Here is a 19,117-nt window from a genome sequence, read left to right as displayed (position 1 = left end):
TATTTATTCTTTATTCTTTCTCAATGGGGCCCATCCGGCTTTGCTGGATGGGAGGGTGGTGGGCGGGTTGTAGTCTCCTCACATATTCACCTGTTTCAGTATTTATTTCAATAATATCTTCCTCTTCAATAAAAATAGGGACATTTATTTTAGCTCCAGTTTCCAAGGTGATCTGTTTTGTTCCGGCCTGAGCTCTTTCTCCTTTAATCCCTGGTGGGGCTTGGGTAACTTTTAGTTGAATCTTTATTGGTAAGGAAATGTTAATTATTTTTTCTTTAAAAATCAAACCTTGAACAATCTGCCCTGGTTTTAAAAATTTAGAAGAATCCCCGATTTGCTCAAGGCCCAAATCAAATCTTTTTGAAGGATTATTCTTTTCAGAGAAAAAATAGCGATCTCGATGCGAATATAGAAATTTTGCCTCAAATTTCAAAACCTCAGCCTCCTCAAGGGTGTCTCTTTGGTGAAAATTTTTAGAAAAAACAGAGCCTGTAATAAGATTTTTAACCTTTGTTTTTAAAATGACTTCGCGTTGAGCAATCTTTGAGGGTCTGGCCTCTAAAATTTCATAAGGCTCTCCTTCCAGAATAATTTTTACTCCTTTTTTAAGATCGGTATATGATAACATTTTCTTATTTCTAATTCGAAGGATTATTTAATAACTCTCCATTCTATATCTTTTTCCTTGCCAGCAAATTCTAACCAATCGCCACTTTGATCTATCACATACCACTTTTTTCTGGTTTCTGACCATACCATTGGATCCCCCCGATAATAAGGTTTTTTAATAATTTCTTTTGGTTTTAATCTATCTAACTCTAACCATTTTTTAAAAACAGTTTCAATAGCATAATCTAACCCTCTTGATTTTGCCCATTCAGCTACTTTATCAATTGCTTCCTTCGCTTTTTTAACCGAACCAGATAGAACCAAAAGTTGCTTTGCTGGTCTGGTATATCGGGAATAAACTATTTTTCTTTTTTTGGCATCTCTCTTAAGTTGCCCTAGGTTTACATCTTTAGTTTCGAAATAATAAGTAACAATTTGTCTTATAGCTGTCTCCTCTTTGAGTTTTTCATAATACTTAATCTTTCCTTTTTTTAAATATTCCTCAATCTTTTTAGCAATACTTTTACCAACACCCGGAATCTTAACAAGGCCTTTAATCTTTTCCTTTTGATAAACCTCAGAAATATTTTTTTCCAAACTTTCTAAAACTTTAGCGGCTTTTCTGTAAGCTTTTGGTTTATAAGCCACTCCCTTTATAGTTAATAATTCTTCTATCTTATATAATATTTTAGCGATTTTTTGATTAATCATTTTATTTTCTTTAAAAGTTCTTGATAAAAAATCTTTGCCTTTTTTAGTTCTTCTTTCCCTTTCTCGGTAATTTCATAAATTCTTCTTTTTTCTCTCATTTTACTTTTTACAAAGCCATTTTTTTCCAATCTATAAAGAACCCGGTAAGGTGTAATTAGGCCTGGTTTAAAATTAAATTCTCTTTTAATTAAAGACTGGACCTCCCAGCCATAAATTTTTCTTTCTTTTAAAAAAGAAAGAATATAAATCCAGAGATTTCCTTTAGTATTATATTTTTTAAGGCGTTCAAAAGGTAACATAGTTTTTCACTTGACATACTATTTTACCACGGTAAAATAATAATAGTATGAGAAAAAATATTAAGATTGCTATTGTAGGAATAGGGAACTGTGCCTCAGCTTTAATTCAGGGTATTTTTCATTACAAAGGCGTTACCAGTGATGATAAACTAATTCCTGGTCTTATGCATAATCTTGTTGGGAAATACAAAGTCTCTGATATAAGGCTGGTGGCTGCTTTTGATATTGATAAAAGAAAGGTTGGGAAAGACCTCTCTGAAGCAATATTTGCCAAACCAAATTGTACAAAGGTCTTTTATTCTAAAATACCAAATTTAAGACTAATTGTAAAAATGGGTCCAATTTTAGATGGAGTGGCTAAACATTTAAAAGATTATCCCGAAGAAAAAATATTCGTGCCCAAAAAGGAAAAACCAACAAATGTAGCTAAAGAATTGAAAAGGTCGGGGGCTGAAATTTTAATCAATTATGTCCCAGTCGGTTCAGAAAAAGCAGCAAGATTCTATGCAAGAGAAGCCCTTAAAGCTAATTGCGCTTTTATTAATTGTATGCCAGTTTTTATTGCTTCCGATATTAAGTGGGCAGAAAAATTTAAAAAGAAAAACTTACCAATTATTGGAGATGATATAAAAAGCCAAATTGGAGCAACAATTGTCCATCGGGTCCTATCGCATCTTTGCTCTAAAAGGGGAGTAAAAATAGATAAATCTTATCAATTAAATGTAGGTGGAAACACTGATTTCTTGAATATGCTTTCTCGGGAAAGGCTTAAATCAAAGAAAATTTCAAAAACAGAAAGTGTTGAATCGCAGCTTTCAAAAAGATTAAGTTATGACAATTTACATATTGGGCCTTCTGACTATGTTCCCTGGTTAAAAGATAAAAAAATTGCTTTTATTAGAATAGAAGGAAGACAATTTGGAGATATACCCATGGGCCTTGAGCTTCGTTTAAATGTTGAAGATTCGTCAAATTCGGCAGGTTGCGTAATTGATGCTATAAGATTAGCAAAATTAGCCTTGGATAGAGAAATAGGGGGACCATTAATCTCAGCCTCAGCCTATTTTATGAAATCACCCCCTCAACAATTTACTGATGAAAAAGCAAGAGAAATGGTCGAAGAATTTATTTTAGAGAAAAGAGAACGGTAATAATTTAATAAAGATAACCCAAATCGGAGAGGGGTCGGTCAAGACGCGAGGCTTCTCCGCGAAGCCTGCGAAGCGGGTTGAGTCGGAAAGCCCCGTCTGGGAGAACCTTCCGGTTCTCCCGTGTAGGAAAATATTAAAAACCGTGGGTTTTTAAAGAGCGAGCCCGAAGCGAGGCCGAAGGCCGAGCGCCAGTCGGAGACTGGAGAGGGCGAGCGACTAAACTTGAATCACCACTATGGAACCCTTCGAAAGATTTAAAAAATCAAATACTGAAAATAATCTCTGGATTTATATTCTAATCTTAGGTAAAGAGCAAGAAATCTCTAATGATGAGGTTCGGAGATTAATTTTTGAAAAATTCGGATTTTTGCCCGGAAAATTCTTAACCTCCAGAGTGTTATATCGTCTTAGAAATCAAGGATATATTAGAAGAGAAAAATATAAGGGAAAGAAAGCATATAGAACAACAAAAGAGGGGATAGCAGAGCTTGAAAAGATGAGAGAGTTTTGCCAGGACTTGTTAGAAAAAGTGTAAAATTATTGACATTTTAGAACTATTTGCTATATTAGAAACGGTTCGTTTTAAATTAGGTGGAGTGAGGTGATAGTTGGGATGAAAAGAGCTAATCGCTTTAGCCAAAAAGAAAGCTATGACCCGAGAGTAATCCAGGAAAGGATAAAAGAGATAAAAAAACAGGTAAAAGAAAGAAAGAGAGAAAAGAGGAATAGAAAATGACAAGGAGGTGGAATTTGTTTTGTCTCAACCTTATGATGTCATCATTGTAGGTGCAGGCCCTGCTGGTATATTCTCCGCGCTGGAACTCACTAAAAACGAAAACACACAGCTAAGAATCCTCATGCTTGATAAGGGACCCGACTTAGAAAAGCGCAAATGTCCAGCTAGCCGAGGCCTCGAATGCGTCAATTGTAGCCCTTGCACGCTATTGCAGGGCTGGGGAGGAGCTGGCGCCTTTAGTGACGGCAAACTTGATCTCTCAACCGAGGTTGGCGGCTGGCTAACCGACTACATAACTAAAGAGGAATTAGCTAACTACATCGATTATGTTGACAGCATCTACTGTCAATTCGGTGCACCCGAACATGTTTATGGAACAGACCAAGACAAAGTAGAGGAAATCAAGCACAAAGCCGCGTTCGTTGGATTCAAACTCATACAACAAAAAATCCGCCACATGGGTACAGAACAATGCGCCCGGGTCCTACGTAATATGCACCGTCACTTAAAAGAGAGGGTAAAAATCCAGACAAGTAGAGCAGTTAAACGTCTACTGGTCGAGAACGGTAAGGTTGAAGGTGTGGAAACCATAAAAGGTGAGAAGGTTCGAAGCAAATACGTTATTGTTGCGCCCGGCAGAAGCGGAGCCGAATGGCTCACAACCGAAGCCCAGACAGTTGGTCTCAAAGCACTTAACAACCCAGTTGATATTGGTGTGCGAGTCGAGGTTTTAGCTTCGGTCATGGATGAATTAACCGAAGTCTTGTACGAACCTAAATTTGTGTATTTCTCTAAATCGTTCGACGACCGCGTACGCACATTCTGTGTCTGTCCTAGAGGCGAAGTCATAACCGAATCATACGAAGGTATCATAACAGTCAACGGGCAAGGCTACACTGAACATAAAACAGAGAACACAAACTTTGCCATATTAGTTAGCACAAGGTTTACAGAGCCATTCCACGAGCCAATCGCTTACGGCAAATATATCGCCAGACTCACAAACCTCTTAAGCGGTGGCATAATTATTCAACGTCTAGGCGATTTAGAAGCTGGAAGACGTAGTACCGAAGCAAGAATTAACCGCAGTTTAGTTGTGCCCACACTCAAAAATGCCACACCAGGTGACCTTAGTTTCGTTCTGCCGTATCGCTACTTAGCTGACATACGTGAGATGCTTCAAGTATTAGACCACATTGCGCCAGGGTTAAATTCTAAAGATACCCTCTTATATGGCGTCGAAGTAAAGTTTTACACCGCTCGCTTAGAGCTCAGCAACCACTTAGAAACTAAAATTAGCAATCTCTTCGCAATCGGAGACGGTGCAGGTGTCACTAGAGGTCTGATTCAGGCTTCAGTTTCAGGCATTATCGTAGCCCGAGAAATCGTTAAACGAGCGTTAACATAGTTGAGAAAGCGATGAAAGATCCGGGAAAAAATGTTTTAAACACTAAGTGAAACTTGAGAATTTTCAGAAAGAAAAAGACAAAACCAAAAAACAAGAAAGCGGCTCAAAGAGCCGCTCTTTTTAATTCCTAAATACTTGACTTTTTTAAGGTTGTTTGCTATTGTTGTATTAGAAATAGTTCATTGACAAACAAGAGGAGAAAGCAGAATGAGAAGAGTTAAGAAAAACAACTCAATTCCCGCCTTAGTGTTAGCTGCAGGAGAAGGGAGCAGACTGAGAAAATATGCCCGCTCAAAACCTCTCCTTCAAGTTGCTGGTATGCCTCTTATAGGAAGGGTTCTTCACGGCCTAAAGGAAGCGGGAATAAAAAATGTATGGATAGCCGTTGGGTATAAAGCAGATATGGTTCGTCAACAGATTGGCGAGAATTATGCAGGTCTCCAAATTCGATATATAAATGTTGAACACTGGCGGAAAGGCAACCTCTATTCTCTTCTGGTCGCACAAGGACTCTTCCAGCAGAATTTTCTACTTTGTATGGGTGATCACATCTTCGACTCAGGAATCCTGAAAAGGCTCATCAATAGCAAGTTTGAGAGTACCATTGTTTTGGCCGTCGACAAAGTATCAGGGGAAGACACCAAGGTGCTTGAGCGAGGGGGTACAATCCTTGACATAGGCAAAAAGATTAACCAATCAAATGTTGCCATTGACACTGGATTTTTCCTTTGTTCAACCAAGGTTTTTGAGTACGCCAAACAAGCCATGAAAGAAGGGGCTTCGGAGCTAGCGGACTGCGTTCGAATCGCGGGCCAGAACGGAGATGCCCAAGTAGTTGATGTAAGCAAGCATCTATGGGCGGACATAGATACCAAGCTGGATCTTGACCGTGCCAAGAGATTGATTATTGAAAATTCACAGAAGAAGCGCGGCGCTTCAGATTTTGTTGCCCATTACTTTAATCGACCGATAGAGAACGCCATCCTCTACTACATATCTGACTGGTCGTTCATAACCCCTAATAGATTAACCATTGCCACAAACATCCTTGCCTGGTTTACAACGTACCTTTTCTTCTCTGGATTTCTAGGGCTCGGGGCGCTGTTGACGTTTGCGGTTGGCATCATGGACGGTTTAGATGGGAAGCTGGCTAGGATACGTTGGTGCTCAACAAAACTTGGGCTTATGGAGCATCCATTTGATATGTTGTACGAATTTTCATGGCTAGTAGCACTTGCCTTGTTCTTAAGCCAAAGTGAAGGCTTGCTACCCATTACATTTGCTGCCATTTCTATCACATTCATTGCATTCTATAGGTTTTGCTATGACCAGTTCAGTAGAGCCATGGGCGTAAGCTTGGATGTTTATGGAAGGTTCGAGCGTGCTTTCAGGAGAATTGCTGGCAGAAGAAATATCTACAATGTATACATCTTGATAGGGGTTATCTTAGGCGGGCCTCTTTACTCACTAATGGGAATTTTGTTTCACTCAGCCTTAACTGCTGTAGTATATGCCTTAAGAGCAGCCATACATATGCACGCCATTGACAGTGGAGGAGAATGAGTGGGGATTGAGATATTCGAGAAAAGAATAGACTAAGGCCAAAAAAATATCAATCTAAGCGGCCCCAAAAGCCGCTCTTTTTATTGACTACAATTTATTGATATTTCTCTACTGTAAATTTATAAATTAAAATTTTCTCAGATTTCGGATCAATTCCCCCTTTTTGGCAGGCAATAGAAATTTGTTTTTCTACAGTATCCACGCCATCTAAATCAGGAAGTAAAAGTCCGCTCTTGTGAGGAACATGACCATTAAAAACTACATCAGTACCATTCGACTTGGTAATAGGTACGGTTTTGACAATTATTCCATATTTCTTTGAATCTAACTCAGAAGTATTTTTAACCAATTCCGGTTCATTTAAAATGTAAACAGTAAAAGAGAGGTGGAGAAGCTCTTCTTCTTTGATTAGCCCAAATCGATAATCTTCAGTAGCTGCCGCAATGGCATTTTTGATTATTTCTTCAGCAATATTCTGCCGAAGAGGCAAATAAGTCCCAATACAACCCCTTAAATCTCCACTTTTCTCAATGGTCACAAAAGTTCCTGCCTTTTTTTTAAAAAATTCTGCTGGCAAATCATCAGGCGGAGAAATTATTTTCCCTTCCTTGATATAAGTTTCAACCGCCAATTTAGCAAGAGAAATATGTGGATTCATAATTTTTTAACAAACAATTTCGTTTTAATTTCCTTAATTTTCAGCATCTATATTTTTCTTGCCTTAGCAATTAAAGTTTCTCCCAAACTGGGGCAAATTTTTCCCAAACTGGGGCAAATTTTTCCCAAAAATCCTGACCAGGGAGGAGAATTATATTGGCCAGGATTAAAACAAATAAAATCAGCCGTAATTCTCTCAACCTTAAAACCAGCTTTTTTTAAAACTTCTTCAAGGGTAGATTTAGTAAAGCATCTCATATGGTCAGCAAATCGAGAATGGTTTTTATAGGGATAGTTTTCACTCGGAGCAACCCAAAGGGGATAAGCTCCAAAAAGAATCCTTATCCGATTAGTCAAAGAGGTCATATTTTGGGCAGTAACAATCAACTCCCCTTTTTGTTTTAATACTCGGTGACATTCTTTTAAGAAATGCTCAGTATGGTAAATATGTTCAAGAACTCTTAAACACCAAACCGCATCAAAGGATTCATTTTCAAAAGGAAGCTCTTTCTCTAACTCTCCTTCAAAAATTTTTACTCCTCTTTTTTGAGCTTCTTTAAGCACCTCTGGATTTGTATCAATTCCCCAAACCTGGTATCCCGATCTCACTATTACTTCTGAAACCGTCCCATCTCCGCATCCTGCATCCAGAACTCTGAGGTTCTTTCCCTCTCTCTCAAGCATCCTTAGCATCGGTTTTACTATCGCTTGGGTTCTTTTAATTTTTGGCGAAAGCCATTTATATTCCACCATTTTTACATTTAATGATTTTATTTGGAGTAATAATATAAATAATCGACCTTTGTATCGAATTTTTGATGAATTATTTTAGCAAATTCTTCTAATCACCTTCGTCACACGTTTTCTACGATCGTAGAATTTGTGTTACATTAGATTTTTATGATTTCTAAATCTTTGGCAGTTTTTATAGGGGCCCGCCGAGGGCGGGAGGGTGGTGGGTGGGTTGTAGTCTTTTTGAAATCTAAAATGGCAATGGTTCTTTCTCGGGGATAAGCTGAGGAGGTAAAAATGGTTAGGCATCTATCATCAAATATAAACTGAGGAGTATCTGGTTGATGGGACCTAATTAAAACTTTTTTCTTAAATCTTTTCATTAATTTTAAAAAATAATCTCTGCCAAATTGGGGACGACCGGTAAAAGGATCCTTTCCTAAATATTCTCCTTTGACCTCAGAAAAATCTCCCCAGGTAATCTGAAGCCATTCCTCACTTCCTAATTTTATCTGGTTTATCTCTTTTATGGACTTTACATCTGGCAAGGCTCCGTGCAAAGCAATGATATCTTTTGTTATTACTGCTAAGGGAAATTTTTCTACTACTGAAGAATATTTTTGATATTCCTTTTTATCTAATCTTTCCCAAAAATCAGCTGGAGAGAATTTTAAAATATGATGGCCTTCGTGATTTCCTTGAAGCAAATAAATTTGATTTGGATTTTTAACTTTTGTTTCTAACAAAAAATCTAAAGTTTTTTTTGAAAAAGGCCCCCGGTCAACATAATCTCCCAGAAAAACTATAATATTTTCTGGTTTTAAATAATCTGAAATAACCTTTTTAGAAATCTCTAAATCCCCATGAGTATCACCAGCAAAAATAATTTTTTTGAATTGGCTAATCTCTATCAGCCTTGGCTCTTTTGATAAGAGAATTTCAACTTGTTTTAAGATTTTTTCTTCTGTTTTCATAATTCAATAACTTTGTTATTATATAAAAATTAAAATGATTATTTTAGGATCTGATAATTTTTCAAAAAAATTGGCGAAGTGCCTTAAAGTGAAATTTATCTTTTTTGAAAAAAGGATTTTTCCTGATGGTGAAGTCTGTCCGAGAATCCAGCCTTTTGTTAATAATCATGTTATCCTTGCTGAGAGAATGAAATTGCCAATCGATCCGAATCGTTATCTAATTGAAATCTTATTGACAATAAAAAATTTAGAATCTCTTGGAGTGAAAAAAATTGATGTTTTAATGCCTTATTTTGTTTATACCAGACAAGATAAAACTTTCAGAAAAGGGGAGCCTTTTTCAGCAAAATATGTTTTAGAATTGATAAGAAAAGCCGGAGCAAGCAGATTTTTTACAGTTTCTAGCCACGCCAATAGGGGAAAAGAAAGAATTTCTTTGACAAAAATGCCAGCTTATAACATCAATGGATTTGGAGTTATTGGTCAATATTTTAAAAGTCTTAATTTTAAAAATCCAATAGTAGTGGGGGCTGATTTTGGGATAACTAAGGAAATAAAAGTTATTTCCAAGATATTAGGAACTAAAAATTTTGTTTTTGAAAAACACCGAGATTTAAAAACAGGGAAAATAACTTTCAAGAGTAGATTGGATTTTAAAAATAGGGATTTAATAATTGTCGATGATATTGTTAGTTCAGGTACAACAGCGTTAAAGGCAATTGATATAGCAAAAAAAGCCGGAGCTAAAAGAATTTATTGTGCCGTTTTACATGTTTTAAAAGAAGAAGCCATTAAAACTATTTCTAAAAAAGTCGAAAAATTTATTGCTACAGATACAATAGATTCACCAATTTCTGAAATCTCAGTTGTTGAGAAAATAGCCGAAAAGATTAGAGAATTATAATTTAAAATTAGCTACTAAATATCCTACTCCAAATGGAGCCTCATAAGATAGAATTTCTGGCTGCCAATCTAGTCCGTTTAGAGCGCCGAGCAAAATTATTATTGAGCGGTAGCCACATTCACCAGCTTCTTCAACTAAATCAGAGGGCATATTTAAAATTCCTCTCACATCTTTTTTCTTCAAAAGTTCAATTAATTTTTCATCGAATTCTTTTCCTCGAGGAGAAAAACCACCTGGGGCATTAGGCATTAATCTGTGAGATAAATCACCAGAGGCAATAATTCCACAGTTACCAGAGAACTGTTCTCTGGTAACTACTTTTTGGAGAATTTTTCCAAATTCAAAATGAGCTCCTAAATCCAAATAAGAAAAAGTTAAGGGAACTACTTTTACATTAGGAAGCCCTTTTGTTAAATAATAAAGGGGCACTAAAGCCCCGTGGTCGATTTCTTTGATATTTACTGATTTTAGAGAAATTTTTTTGTTTTTTGACTCTTTTTCGATTTTTTCAATTAAATTTTGGTCATTTTTGAAAATAAGTTCGGTAGCGAAATCGCCAAAATGATAAAAATGTCCAACCAGGGTAGGGGAATTAGAGATTGTGAAATTATCAGAATCAACCGGGCCATGAGGAGAGATTACCAAAATTGTCAGAGGACGGGCCTCTGTAAATTTTTCAGTCAACTTTTCCATTCCTTCAATTGTTTTTGAGACCAACTTCAAATCGACTGGCCTTCCAATTGTCGGAATAATTATTGGTGGATGAGGACAGATTGAGGCAAAAGTTAAGGCCATATTACTTTAAAATTAAATCTAAATCTCCACCGCATTTGGGGCATTTACTATTTTTGTCGTAGCGATGAATAATATAATTTGTTCGATCGATTACCAGGGCATTACATTTTGGGCAAAAAGTGTCTTCTGAGGGAAGGCCAGGAACATTGCCAGTATAAACATATTTTAAACCTGCATCTTTGCCGATTTTGTAAGCCTTTTTTAAAGTTTCGACTGGAGTATTAGGTATATCTCTCAGTTTCCAGGAAATTGCTCCAGAAAATTGGGTAACATGCCAGGGAGTTTCTGAGCCCAATTCTTCATAAATAAATTTGGCAATTTTTTTAAATGTTTCTTCAGAATCACTTAGAGTGGGAATAGCCAGAGTGGTAATTTCTACCCAGATACCTGATTTTTTCATTAGTTTGGCTGTATCTAAAACAGGTTGAAGCCTGCCTCCACAATTCTCCCGATAAAATTCATCAGAAAAACTCTTAATATCAATATTGTTTGCATCGAGATAGGGGATTATTAATTTAGCTGATTCCTCGTTCATAAAACCATTACTCACCCAGGTATTTTTTAGACCTTTCTTTTTGGCTAATTTCATTGTCTCTATCGCATACTCCAAAAAAATTGTTGGTTCAGTATAGGTATAGGAAATACTTGGTAAATTATTTTTCAAAGTAAGATTAACTATCTCTTTTGGAGACAAATCTTCCCCTAAAATTTTTTTATCTGGCTTTGGGCCCTGGGAAATATCCCAGTTCTGGCAGTTTTTGCAGGAAAATGAACACCCAACCGTGGCGATTGATAAAGAATAACTGGCTGGTAAGAAATGGAAAAATGGCTTTTTTTCAATTGGATCAATATGACAGGCAATAGCCTTTCCATAAACAAGAGAGTAAAGTTTGCCATCTATATTTTCTCTAACTCCGCAAATACCTCGATTTTTTGGCAAAATAACACAAAAGTGGGGGCAATTCCGACACTGGACTTTTTTGCCTTTTAATTTTTTATATAATAATGCTTCTTTCATCGTTTATATTATAGCCTTTTCAGAAATTTTATTCAAAAATAGCAAGCCTAACAATTTTTGTCAATCATTTATAGATATGATATTATAATTTTATGCGCCACCGAGTTTTTATTGCCGTAAATCTACCAGAAAATATCAAAAGAAAATTAACTGATTTTCAGGAAAAATGGCCAGAATTGCCGACAAGATGGACAAAATTAGAAAATCTGCATATTACTTTGATTTTTTTGGGCTATATTTCAGATGAAGAAGTTTTTGAAATTTGCAAAATTACAAAGGAAGTGGTTCAAAAAAATGAGCCATTTTCTATAAATTTAAATAAAATTTGCTATGGTCCTCCCAAAAAAATGCCTCCTCGAATGGTCTGGGTTAAAGGAGAAAAATCAAAAAAATTAACTAAACTCAAAAATGATTTAGAAAATGCCTTGTCAGCCTCAGCTGGTTCAAAACATCGGAAGGAAACCCGGCCATTTTCACCCCACATCACTTTAGGAAGAATCAGGCAATGGGAATTCAGAAAAATTGAACCCGAAGAAAGACCAGAAGTTGATATTGATCTTTCTTTAAGTTTTGAAGTTTTCTCAATCGAGGTGATGGAAAGTTTTCTAAAAAGAGGAGGGTCAGAGTATACAATTTTAGAATCAACCCAATTAGGTAAACCTGTATTATGAAAATCCATTTCATTGGCATTGGCGGTATTGGAGTCTCAGCCCTATCTCAATATTATCTTAAAAAGGGCTGGGAAGTATCTGGCTCAGATTTGGTCTCATCTGAAATTACTGAAATCCTTAAAAATAAAGGAGCGAAAATTTTTATTGGAAAACATCACGCAAAAAATCTTTCCAGAGGCATTAATTTAGTAATTTATACTCCAGCTGTCCAGTCAGATAATCCTGAATTCAAAGAGGCAAAAAAAAGAAAAATAAAACTTCAAAGCTACCCTCAGGCTTTGGGCGAATTAACTAAAAAATACCAAACTATTGCCATTTCTGGGAGCCATGGAAAAAGCACTACTTGTACAATGATTGCCCTGATTCTAATCAGAGCTGGTCTTGATCCAACTGTAATTTTAGGAACTAAATTGAGAGAATTTGGGAGTTCCCGTGTGGGAACAGTGGGTAATTTCAGGTTTGGGAAATCAAAATATTTAGTTATTGAAGCTGATGAATGGCAGGCCTCTTTTTTAAATTATTGGCCAAAAATCATTGTTTTAACGAATATTGAAAGAGAACACTTAGATTATTACAAAAATCTAAATCATATTTTGAAAACCTATAAAAAATATATTTTACATCTTCCCAAAGACGGAGTGTTAATAGCCAATAAAGACGATCCCAATACCACCAAGTTATTATTATTAAAATCTATGCGTAGTACATTTTCTACGATCGTGGGAAATGTATTACATTATTCGTTGAGGCAAAATGAGGCAAAAAAAATAAAAAGAATTTTAAAAATTCCAGGAAAACACAATATTTCTAACGCCTTGGCCGCTTTGGCAGTTGCCAGAGTTTTAAAAATTCCAGATAAAATTACATTTTTAGCCCTTTCAGAATATGAGGGTTCTTGGCGTCGATTTGAAATCATTAAAACTAAGCCCTTTACTTTAATTTCGGATTATGCTCACCATCCAACAAACGTCAGAGTTACTTTAAAAGCGGCTAGAGAAAAATTTAAAAGAAAAAAAATCTGGGTTGTTTTTCAACCCCATCAATATCAAAGAACATATTATTTATTTGATGATTTTGTAAAAGTTCTTAAAGCAGCTCCAATTGATAAATTAATTATCACCGATATCTACGATGTAGCTGGCCGAGAAAAAAAGAAAATAAAAGGACAGGTTTCTTCAAAAAAATTAGTTAAAGCAATTAATAAAAAATGGGCAATTTGTCTTCCCTCAATTGAAAAAGCAGCTAATTATTTGAAAAAGCACCTAAAAGGTGGGGAAGTAGTAATAGTGATGGGCGCAGGAGATATTTACAAACTGTGTAATCAATTTTAAATATCGCCTGTCAGAAAAGGGTCGGGAAAACTGGGTGTTTTCCCGTAGTGGAAGTATTGAAACCGCAAGGTTTCAAGGAGCGAAGCGAAGCCCCGAAGGGGCGCTCGAGCGAAGCGAGAGGGAGCGGAGCGACGCAGGAGATATTTATAAATTATGTAATCAGTTTTAAAGCCCAAACTGGAAATAGAAGCCTAAGGGTTCGAGCCCTGCCGCCGGAGCTCCGATAAAAAATCGCCAAGAAGGCGGTTTTTTGATAAAATGGAGTAATGAACGAAGTTATTCAAAAGATATGGAGTTTTCTTAATCGTCACAAAGAAGCTATAATTCTGATTGCGGGTATTTTAACTATAGCAGGTTTTATTATTACTGACGTTAGAGGAGTTTTGAAAGATTATCTGGAATTACAAGTTGAGAAAAAAGAAACTGACTTTTTGTTTTCCATGAAACAGAAATGTAGAGAGGAGGGAGAAAAGATCGTTGGAGAGCAAGGAGAAAAAATCGGGTGTTCCTATGAATATACTTACAACAAAAAATTACACACCTGCCTTCTTTATTATAATTGTGGGACAACGAAGCGGGTCAAGGATATCTTGACCAATGAGACACTTATCTCTTATCCCTCTATTAATTCTCCTATTAATACTCCTTTTTATTGTTTTTCCAGTAATACATTGTCAGAATTACCATTAATTAGCACAGAAGGAAAAATAAGCTTATATGATTGTTTCCTTTCTGAAGAAAGATTTTTTAAAGAAAAACAAAAACTGTTCAATCAATGATTTTTAAATAACCTTTAAAAAATACAAAAAAACTAAAAAAAATAAATGTTTTGGCGGATAAAAGGATAGAGCAAGAGGTAAAAATAGGGCAGAGACGCTTAAATGATTAAAAGAATAACTATTAAAGGAAAAAGAAAAGTCAAAAATTAGAACCCAAAATCTTTTTTTTCAAATCAAAACAGTCAAAATAGCCTCGGATAGCGACGCCCTACGATTTGTATGATTGGCTACTTGGTAAATATTCCACTTTCCCGAAAAAGCCGAATTGTTTACCCAAATCAAAAAGCCCATCGCTGGGCAATCTTTATTATTTATTAGTTCTTTAGATAAAGTTAAAACATTAGCATTGTTTTTCTTTTGTGTCTTTGCTAATATATAATTGTATGATAAAGTCCACTTCTATAAAACTCCTGAATATCACAGTTTTATTCAATCAACAACTAGAAACTTTACCTAATACCAAAGAAATTGGGGAGGCTCTTGGTTTATCGGAAGAAGATATTAAAAACCCCGTCGTTATAGAAATTCCGGGAGGAACAAAAGTTTTCGCTTTCCCTCCGTTGGGTAAAGAGATAATATTTGAGACACAAAGAATAAGAGTTTCTGATAAAAGCGGGAAAGATCTTTCGGAATCAAAACTTGTAGAAGATTTTAAAAAGATTTTTGAAAAATTTGCACCCAGAGATTCTTTAACGGCATATGGTTATAACTATGATATTTTATTTTCTACAGAAAAACCACTTCAACCAAAGCATCTTCTCGGCGATCGTATTTTGAAAACTCTTTCCGGTAGTAAAATTCTAGAGAGCGGGGTTCGGGTAATTTCAAAAAAGAATAATATAAGATTTGACCTTCAATTAATGCCAAGTGGCAATCCATTACAAAGTATATTACATTTAAATGTTCATTTTGATAAAAACATTATACCCACTGATCTTGCCAGTGATTTTTTGAAATATTATAAAGAGACAATGAATATTTTAAGTCAATTTTAAGTTTTTTAAATATGCAAGATACACTTACTAGACCAAAACTTAATATTTTCAATGGAATAGAGATGGGGACCATGAATCTGTCTCCCCAGCTTTCAGGAACAAACATACGAATATTTCAGGGATCTTTTGTTGGAGAAGAGTTAAGGTCTCACTATGAGTCCGCACTTTCAGAATGGACTTCTTTAGTCGGGAAGGAAAAATTTTTCTCTTTATCTCTGACGGAACAACGATTATTGATTAATACCGCTGGCATTTTTGATTTTAAGCAGGATATAAACATATATGAGTCATATAAGTATTCAATCTATTAGTGGCCCCGTCTATCTTGATGCTAATTTTTTAGTTGCTTACTTTGTTAAGAACCATTCCAATTATAAAACGAGTAGGCAACTTTTCTTTTATTTGGTTGCGTCTAAAATTATTATGTATATATCAAACCTCGGGCTAGATGAAACTTTAATGAAAATTTACGAGACTTATCAACAACAAACCCAGAAAACCTTTCCTTTTAATTATTATGCCGACAAGTTTGAGAATGTATTAAAAGAAATTGTTGAACCTTCATCTCCGTTTCGTCTAATACAATTTAGCGACCCAGTAAGTGGCGCAAAAAAAGCAGTTAGTAATATTAAGCAATTCAATCTTCGTCCAAGAGATGCTTTTCACCATGCGCATATGCAGGATTTAGGAATATCTCAAATCGTGACAAAAAACAAAAAGGATTTTGAAAAAATTCCAGGCATTTCTTTGATTTCATTCTGATGTGAATTTTAACACCGTTCTGTCAACGGAGATAGGTTCAAATTTCTATAAAACCTCTTAATTTCCAGCAATTTCTCCTTCATCATCGCCATATACCTCTTATTTTCAAGAATTATAATAATTTTTGAACTGGGGATAAAGTTATCATCTATTCTAATTTATCGCCAGAAAGGCGGATTTTTGTTAGAATAGAAAAATATGTTAGCTATTATTTTTGCCTTACTTTCTTATTTCGCGTGGAGTACCGGAGATATTTTCGGAACTATTACCACCAGAAAGCTCGGTGCATATTCAACCACTTTCTGGACCTTATTATTAGGACTAATCTTTTGTAGTTTTTATATACCCTTTTCGTTAGATCAAATTCAGGGATTAACCCTTGACATTTTCTTTTTAAATATTATTCTTGCTTTAATTTTTGTAACTAGTTTTTTAACCTATAATGAAGCCTTAAGGATTACTCATCCTTCTCTTGTCGGCCCTATAGCAGCCTCATTTTCTGCTCTTGTGGTGGTGTTTTCTGTTATTTTTCTAAAAGAAACCATTACAAGCTATCAGATATTATCTATATTAATTATTTTTCTGGGGGCAATCATTTCATCATTAGATTTTACAGAACTTAAAAAAAGGAAATTCACTCTTAACAGAGGTATTCTATTAGCCATCGCAACAATGATTATTTGGGGAATATATTTTACCTTTATTAAAATTCCAGTTAAAAAGATAGGTTGGTTTTGGCCATCATATATTTCTTTCGCTCTTTTCCCTCTGGTTTATTTATTTATGAGAATCCGTAAAATTGAACTAAAAAAGCCAACTTATAAAAGAGCCTTACTGCCACTTATTATGGCAGTAGTTATTTTAAGAATTGGGGATTTCAGCTTTAATTTCGCCATCAGCAAAGAGTTAACTGCTATAGTTGCACCAATTGCAGGCTCTTATCCGACTCTTTTTGTGGTTTTATCATTTTTAATCTTTAAAGACCCAATTAAAAAACAACAGATTTTTGGAATTATTCTTACAGTTGTTGGAATTGTTCTTCTTTCGTTCCTGAGCTGATAGAGTTCTAACATCGCCCAACTCGCGAAAGTGATAAATTCAAACCCTCATAAACCCTCTTAATTTCCGCTATTTTTTCCTTCATCATCGCCATATACTCCTTATTCTCAAGAATTATAATAATTTTTGAACTGGGGATAAAGTTATCATCTATTCTAATTTATCGCCAGAAAGGCGGATTTTTGTTAGAATAAGAAAATATTATGGAAGATTTACTCAAAATATATGTTGTGGCAGGAGTAGTTATTGAGAAAGACGGAAAATTCCTATTAGTTCAAGAAAAACAACCAAAATGCTACGGCGAATGGAATCTTCCTGCAGGAAGAGTAGAGAAAGGTGATTCAATTGAGGCAACAGCTATTAAAGAAGCAAAAGAAGAAACTGGATTTGATATTGAGTTAATAGATAAGATAGATATATTTCAAGAGGCAGGAGAAAATGCTGTAAAACACTCTTTCAGGGCTAAAATAGTCGGAGGAGAGTTAAAATTCCCCAAAGAAGAATTACTTAATACTCACTGGTTTTCTTTCCGAGAGATTGAATCTATGAAAGAGAAATTAAGAGGAGAGTGGGTATTAGCCTCAATTAAAAAAACTTTGAAAAGGAAATGAAAAAATCTGCAATTTTCTATCTAACTTTAGCCTCATTTTCTTATGGTTTATTTGTGGTTTTGGTAAAGTATCTACTAAATCTCGGCTTGAAATCTTTACCTCTTGTAGTATCTACAGGAGTTTTCTTTTTTATCTTTAGTATTCTCTATTGCTTATTTAATTTTTCTTATCTTAAAAATATATCAAAGAGGAATTGGATTAAAATATTCATCTTGGGAGCGCTTGCCACCTTTACTGGTAGGATTTTGATGTTTGTCGGACAATCCTTTACCACAGCAATCAATGCTGGTTTTTTATTAAAACTAACAGGGTTGACTACAATTCCTTTTGCCTATTTTCTATTAAGAGAAAAGATAGAGAAAAAAGATTATATTGCTTTTTTGATAATGTTAATAGGAACCTTTTTACTGGTTACTGGGGGTAGGTTTGATATACCGAATATAGGAGATTTACTCTTGATTTTATTGGTAATCATTTTTGGTTTTACAAACACTTTAGCAAAACAAGTGATGAGAGAGGTTTCCCCCAATAGCGTTTCATCTTTAAGGTTATTTTTTGGAAACCTGCTTTTGTTCGGGTTTATTACTCCTTTTTTGGGAAAAGCAACATTTACACCTTTAACCACTAACTTAGCTTTAGTCTTTGTAGGTGCTATTTTAGGATTTATTTATTTGTTTACTTTCTACAGAGGTATAAAGCTTGCTGGAGCTTCTACAGCTACTATATTTTTTTTGTTAAGTGCAGTATTTACCACCGTATTCGCTTATATTCTCCTTGGAGAGTCAATTGGTTTAGTAAAGGGACTTGGGGCTGTTTTAATGCTAATTGGCGCATTTTTTCTTGCTAAGTGAATAAATTTATCTTTAGATTCTCGCAGGAGCCAGCCTCAAATTCCCACAAACTTTCTTAATTTCCAACAATTTCTCTCTCATCATCGCCATATACTCCTTATTTTCAAGAATTATAATAATTTTTGAACTGGGGAGCAGGCTAGTGCTCGGTTCGAGCGACCGAAAGGCCTCATATTTTGAAAGCGGTTCGAGAAAAAATCGCCATATCCGTCTAGGAAATCGAATTTTAAGTATAAACAAAAAGTCGCCTCTCGGGCGGTTTTTTGGTAGAATGGGAGCGATGAAAGATCCAAGAAAAACATTAAAATTTATATTCAGGTTATCATTAATAATCATAGTTTTTGTTCCCGCTGTTTTATATCTTATTTTAGAACATTTACCAGCAAATTATGGTATTAGATTATTTGCTTATTTAATAATCGGAGTAATTATAGCTTTGTTCATCAAAAGATTTTATAAAAGAAGCGAAGAGGAGGCGCTTTCTGATGTAATACCTGTGGG

The 19,117-nt window shown here is 35.2% G+C and carries 23 protein-coding genes; 15 read left to right on the top strand and 8 right to left on the bottom strand.

Annotated features, from left to right (window positions below):
* Positions 1-10: 10 nt before the first annotated feature.
* The 3 genes from KJA15_02165 to KJA15_02155 are packed head-to-tail and all read right to left on the bottom strand — an operon-like array spanning position 11 to position 1,619.
* Positions 11-628: an elongation factor P gene (locus KJA15_02165; GenBank protein MBZ9572110.1), complete on the bottom strand. Its 618-nt coding sequence runs from the start codon at positions 626-628 to the stop codon at positions 11-13.
* A 23-nt stretch (positions 629-651) separates the two neighbouring features.
* Complete coding sequence (locus KJA15_02160; protein MBZ9572109.1) at positions 652-1,320, bottom strand: hypothetical protein; 669 nt, start codon at positions 1,318-1,320, stop codon at positions 652-654.
* Entirely contained in the window at positions 1,317-1,619 is a 303-nt protein-coding gene (locus tag KJA15_02155) for a PadR family transcriptional regulator (GenBank protein ID MBZ9572108.1), read from the bottom strand. The genes KJA15_02160 and KJA15_02155 overlap by 4 nt, the downstream gene beginning before the upstream one ends.
* A gap of 47 nt (positions 1,620-1,666) precedes the next feature.
* Here KJA15_02155 and KJA15_02150 point away from each other — a divergent pair, with 47 nt between their 5' ends.
* The 4 genes from KJA15_02150 to KJA15_02135 all read left to right on the top strand — a co-directional run bounded on the left by KJA15_02150 (position 1,667) and on the right by KJA15_02135 (position 6,477).
* Positions 1,667-2,770: an inositol-3-phosphate synthase gene (locus tag KJA15_02150; protein MBZ9572107.1), complete on the top strand. Its 1,104-nt coding sequence runs from the start codon at positions 1,667-1,669 to the stop codon at positions 2,768-2,770.
* Between the two features lie 235 nt (positions 2,771-3,005).
* Positions 3,006-3,305, top strand: a complete 300-nt coding sequence (locus KJA15_02145) for a hypothetical protein (protein ID MBZ9572106.1) — start codon at positions 3,006-3,008, stop codon at positions 3,303-3,305.
* 220 nt (positions 3,306-3,525) lie between these two features.
* A complete protein-coding gene (locus KJA15_02140; GenBank protein ID MBZ9572105.1) occupies positions 3,526-4,914 on the top strand; it encodes an NAD(P)/FAD-dependent oxidoreductase in 1,389 nt (462 codons plus the stop codon).
* Positions 4,915-5,121: 207 nt separating this feature from the next.
* Positions 5,122-6,477, top strand: a complete 1,356-nt coding sequence (locus KJA15_02135) for an NTP transferase domain-containing protein (GenBank protein MBZ9572104.1) — start codon at positions 5,122-5,124, stop codon at positions 6,475-6,477.
* 94 nt (positions 6,478-6,571) lie between these two features.
* Here the strand turns inward: KJA15_02135 and amrA are convergent, their stop codons facing one another.
* The 3 genes from amrA to KJA15_02120 form a co-directional block, all read right to left on the bottom strand.
* On the bottom strand, positions 6,572-7,135 hold the full coding sequence (gene amrA, locus KJA15_02130; GenBank protein MBZ9572103.1) for an AmmeMemoRadiSam system protein A: 564 nt from the start codon (positions 7,133-7,135) through the stop codon (positions 6,572-6,574).
* A gap of 47 nt (positions 7,136-7,182) precedes the next feature.
* The gene (locus KJA15_02125; GenBank protein ID MBZ9572102.1) at positions 7,183-7,887 is read right to left on the bottom strand and encodes a class I SAM-dependent methyltransferase; all 705 of its coding nucleotides are present in this window, start codon (positions 7,885-7,887) and stop codon (positions 7,183-7,185) included.
* A 137-nt stretch (positions 7,888-8,024) separates the two neighbouring features.
* Positions 8,025-8,840: a serine/threonine protein phosphatase gene (locus tag KJA15_02120; GenBank protein ID MBZ9572101.1), complete on the bottom strand. Its 816-nt coding sequence runs from the start codon at positions 8,838-8,840 to the stop codon at positions 8,025-8,027.
* A 34-nt stretch (positions 8,841-8,874) separates the two neighbouring features.
* On the opposite strand from KJA15_02120, the gene prs reads away from it, so the two are divergent.
* Entirely contained in the window at positions 8,875-9,744 is an 870-nt protein-coding gene (gene prs / locus KJA15_02115; GenBank protein MBZ9572100.1) for a ribose-phosphate diphosphokinase, read from the top strand.
* Here the strand turns inward: prs and amrB are convergent.
* Both amrB and amrS read right to left on the bottom strand, forming a co-directional pair.
* Positions 9,739-10,539, bottom strand: a complete 801-nt coding sequence (amrB, locus tag KJA15_02110) for an AmmeMemoRadiSam system protein B (protein ID MBZ9572099.1) — start codon at positions 10,537-10,539, stop codon at positions 9,739-9,741. The genes prs and amrB overlap by 6 nt on opposite strands.
* A gap of 1 nt (position 10,540) precedes the next feature.
* On the bottom strand, positions 10,541-11,557 hold the full coding sequence (gene amrS, locus KJA15_02105) for an AmmeMemoRadiSam system radical SAM enzyme (GenBank protein MBZ9572098.1): 1,017 nt from the start codon (positions 11,555-11,557) through the stop codon (positions 10,541-10,543).
* A 92-nt stretch (positions 11,558-11,649) separates the two neighbouring features.
* Here amrS and thpR point away from each other — a divergent pair, with 92 nt between their 5' ends.
* From thpR to KJA15_02055, 10 genes are all read left to right on the top strand, one after another.
* Positions 11,650-12,228: an RNA 2',3'-cyclic phosphodiesterase gene (gene thpR / locus KJA15_02100; protein ID MBZ9572097.1), complete on the top strand. Its 579-nt coding sequence runs from the start codon at positions 11,650-11,652 to the stop codon at positions 12,226-12,228.
* The gene (gene murC, locus KJA15_02095) at positions 12,225-13,559 is read left to right on the top strand and encodes a UDP-N-acetylmuramate--L-alanine ligase (GenBank protein MBZ9572096.1); all 1,335 of its coding nucleotides are present in this window, start codon (positions 12,225-12,227) and stop codon (positions 13,557-13,559) included. The genes thpR and murC overlap by 4 nt, the downstream gene beginning before the upstream one ends.
* Before the next feature lie 266 nt (positions 13,560-13,825).
* Complete coding sequence (locus tag KJA15_02090; GenBank protein ID MBZ9572095.1) at positions 13,826-14,338, top strand: hypothetical protein; 513 nt, start codon at positions 13,826-13,828, stop codon at positions 14,336-14,338.
* A gap of 383 nt (positions 14,339-14,721) precedes the next feature.
* Positions 14,722-15,333, top strand: a complete 612-nt coding sequence (locus KJA15_02085) for a hypothetical protein (GenBank protein ID MBZ9572094.1) — start codon at positions 14,722-14,724, stop codon at positions 15,331-15,333.
* Positions 15,334-15,344: 11 nt separating this feature from the next.
* Positions 15,345-15,644: a hypothetical protein gene (locus KJA15_02080; GenBank protein MBZ9572093.1), complete on the top strand. Its 300-nt coding sequence runs from the start codon at positions 15,345-15,347 to the stop codon at positions 15,642-15,644.
* Positions 15,616-16,095: a type II toxin-antitoxin system VapC family toxin gene (locus KJA15_02075; protein ID MBZ9572092.1), complete on the top strand. Its 480-nt coding sequence runs from the start codon at positions 15,616-15,618 to the stop codon at positions 16,093-16,095. The genes KJA15_02080 and KJA15_02075 overlap by 29 nt, the downstream gene beginning before the upstream one ends.
* A 198-nt stretch (positions 16,096-16,293) precedes the next feature.
* The gene (locus tag KJA15_02070) at positions 16,294-17,154 is read left to right on the top strand and encodes a DMT family transporter (protein ID MBZ9572091.1); all 861 of its coding nucleotides are present in this window, start codon (positions 16,294-16,296) and stop codon (positions 17,152-17,154) included.
* A 203-nt stretch (positions 17,155-17,357) separates the two neighbouring features.
* Positions 17,358-17,765 (top strand): NUDIX domain-containing protein, encoded by a 408-nt coding sequence (locus KJA15_02065; protein MBZ9572090.1) that lies wholly within the window; start codon positions 17,358-17,360, stop codon positions 17,763-17,765.
* A complete protein-coding gene (locus KJA15_02060; GenBank protein ID MBZ9572089.1) occupies positions 17,762-18,616 on the top strand; it encodes a DMT family transporter in 855 nt (284 codons plus the stop codon). The genes KJA15_02065 and KJA15_02060 overlap by 4 nt, the downstream gene beginning before the upstream one ends.
* 280 nt (positions 18,617-18,896) lie before the next feature.
* Positions 18,897-19,117: hypothetical protein (locus KJA15_02055; GenBank protein ID MBZ9572088.1), on the top strand; the 221-nt coding region annotated here is incomplete at its 3' end.

Source organism: Patescibacteria group bacterium, assembly GCA_020148145.1.
In the GTDB taxonomy this organism is placed as follows: domain Bacteria; phylum Patescibacteriota; class Minisyncoccia; order Minisyncoccales; family JAHCRE01; genus JAHCRE01.
This window is presented reverse-complemented; position numbering and strand designations above follow the sequence as displayed.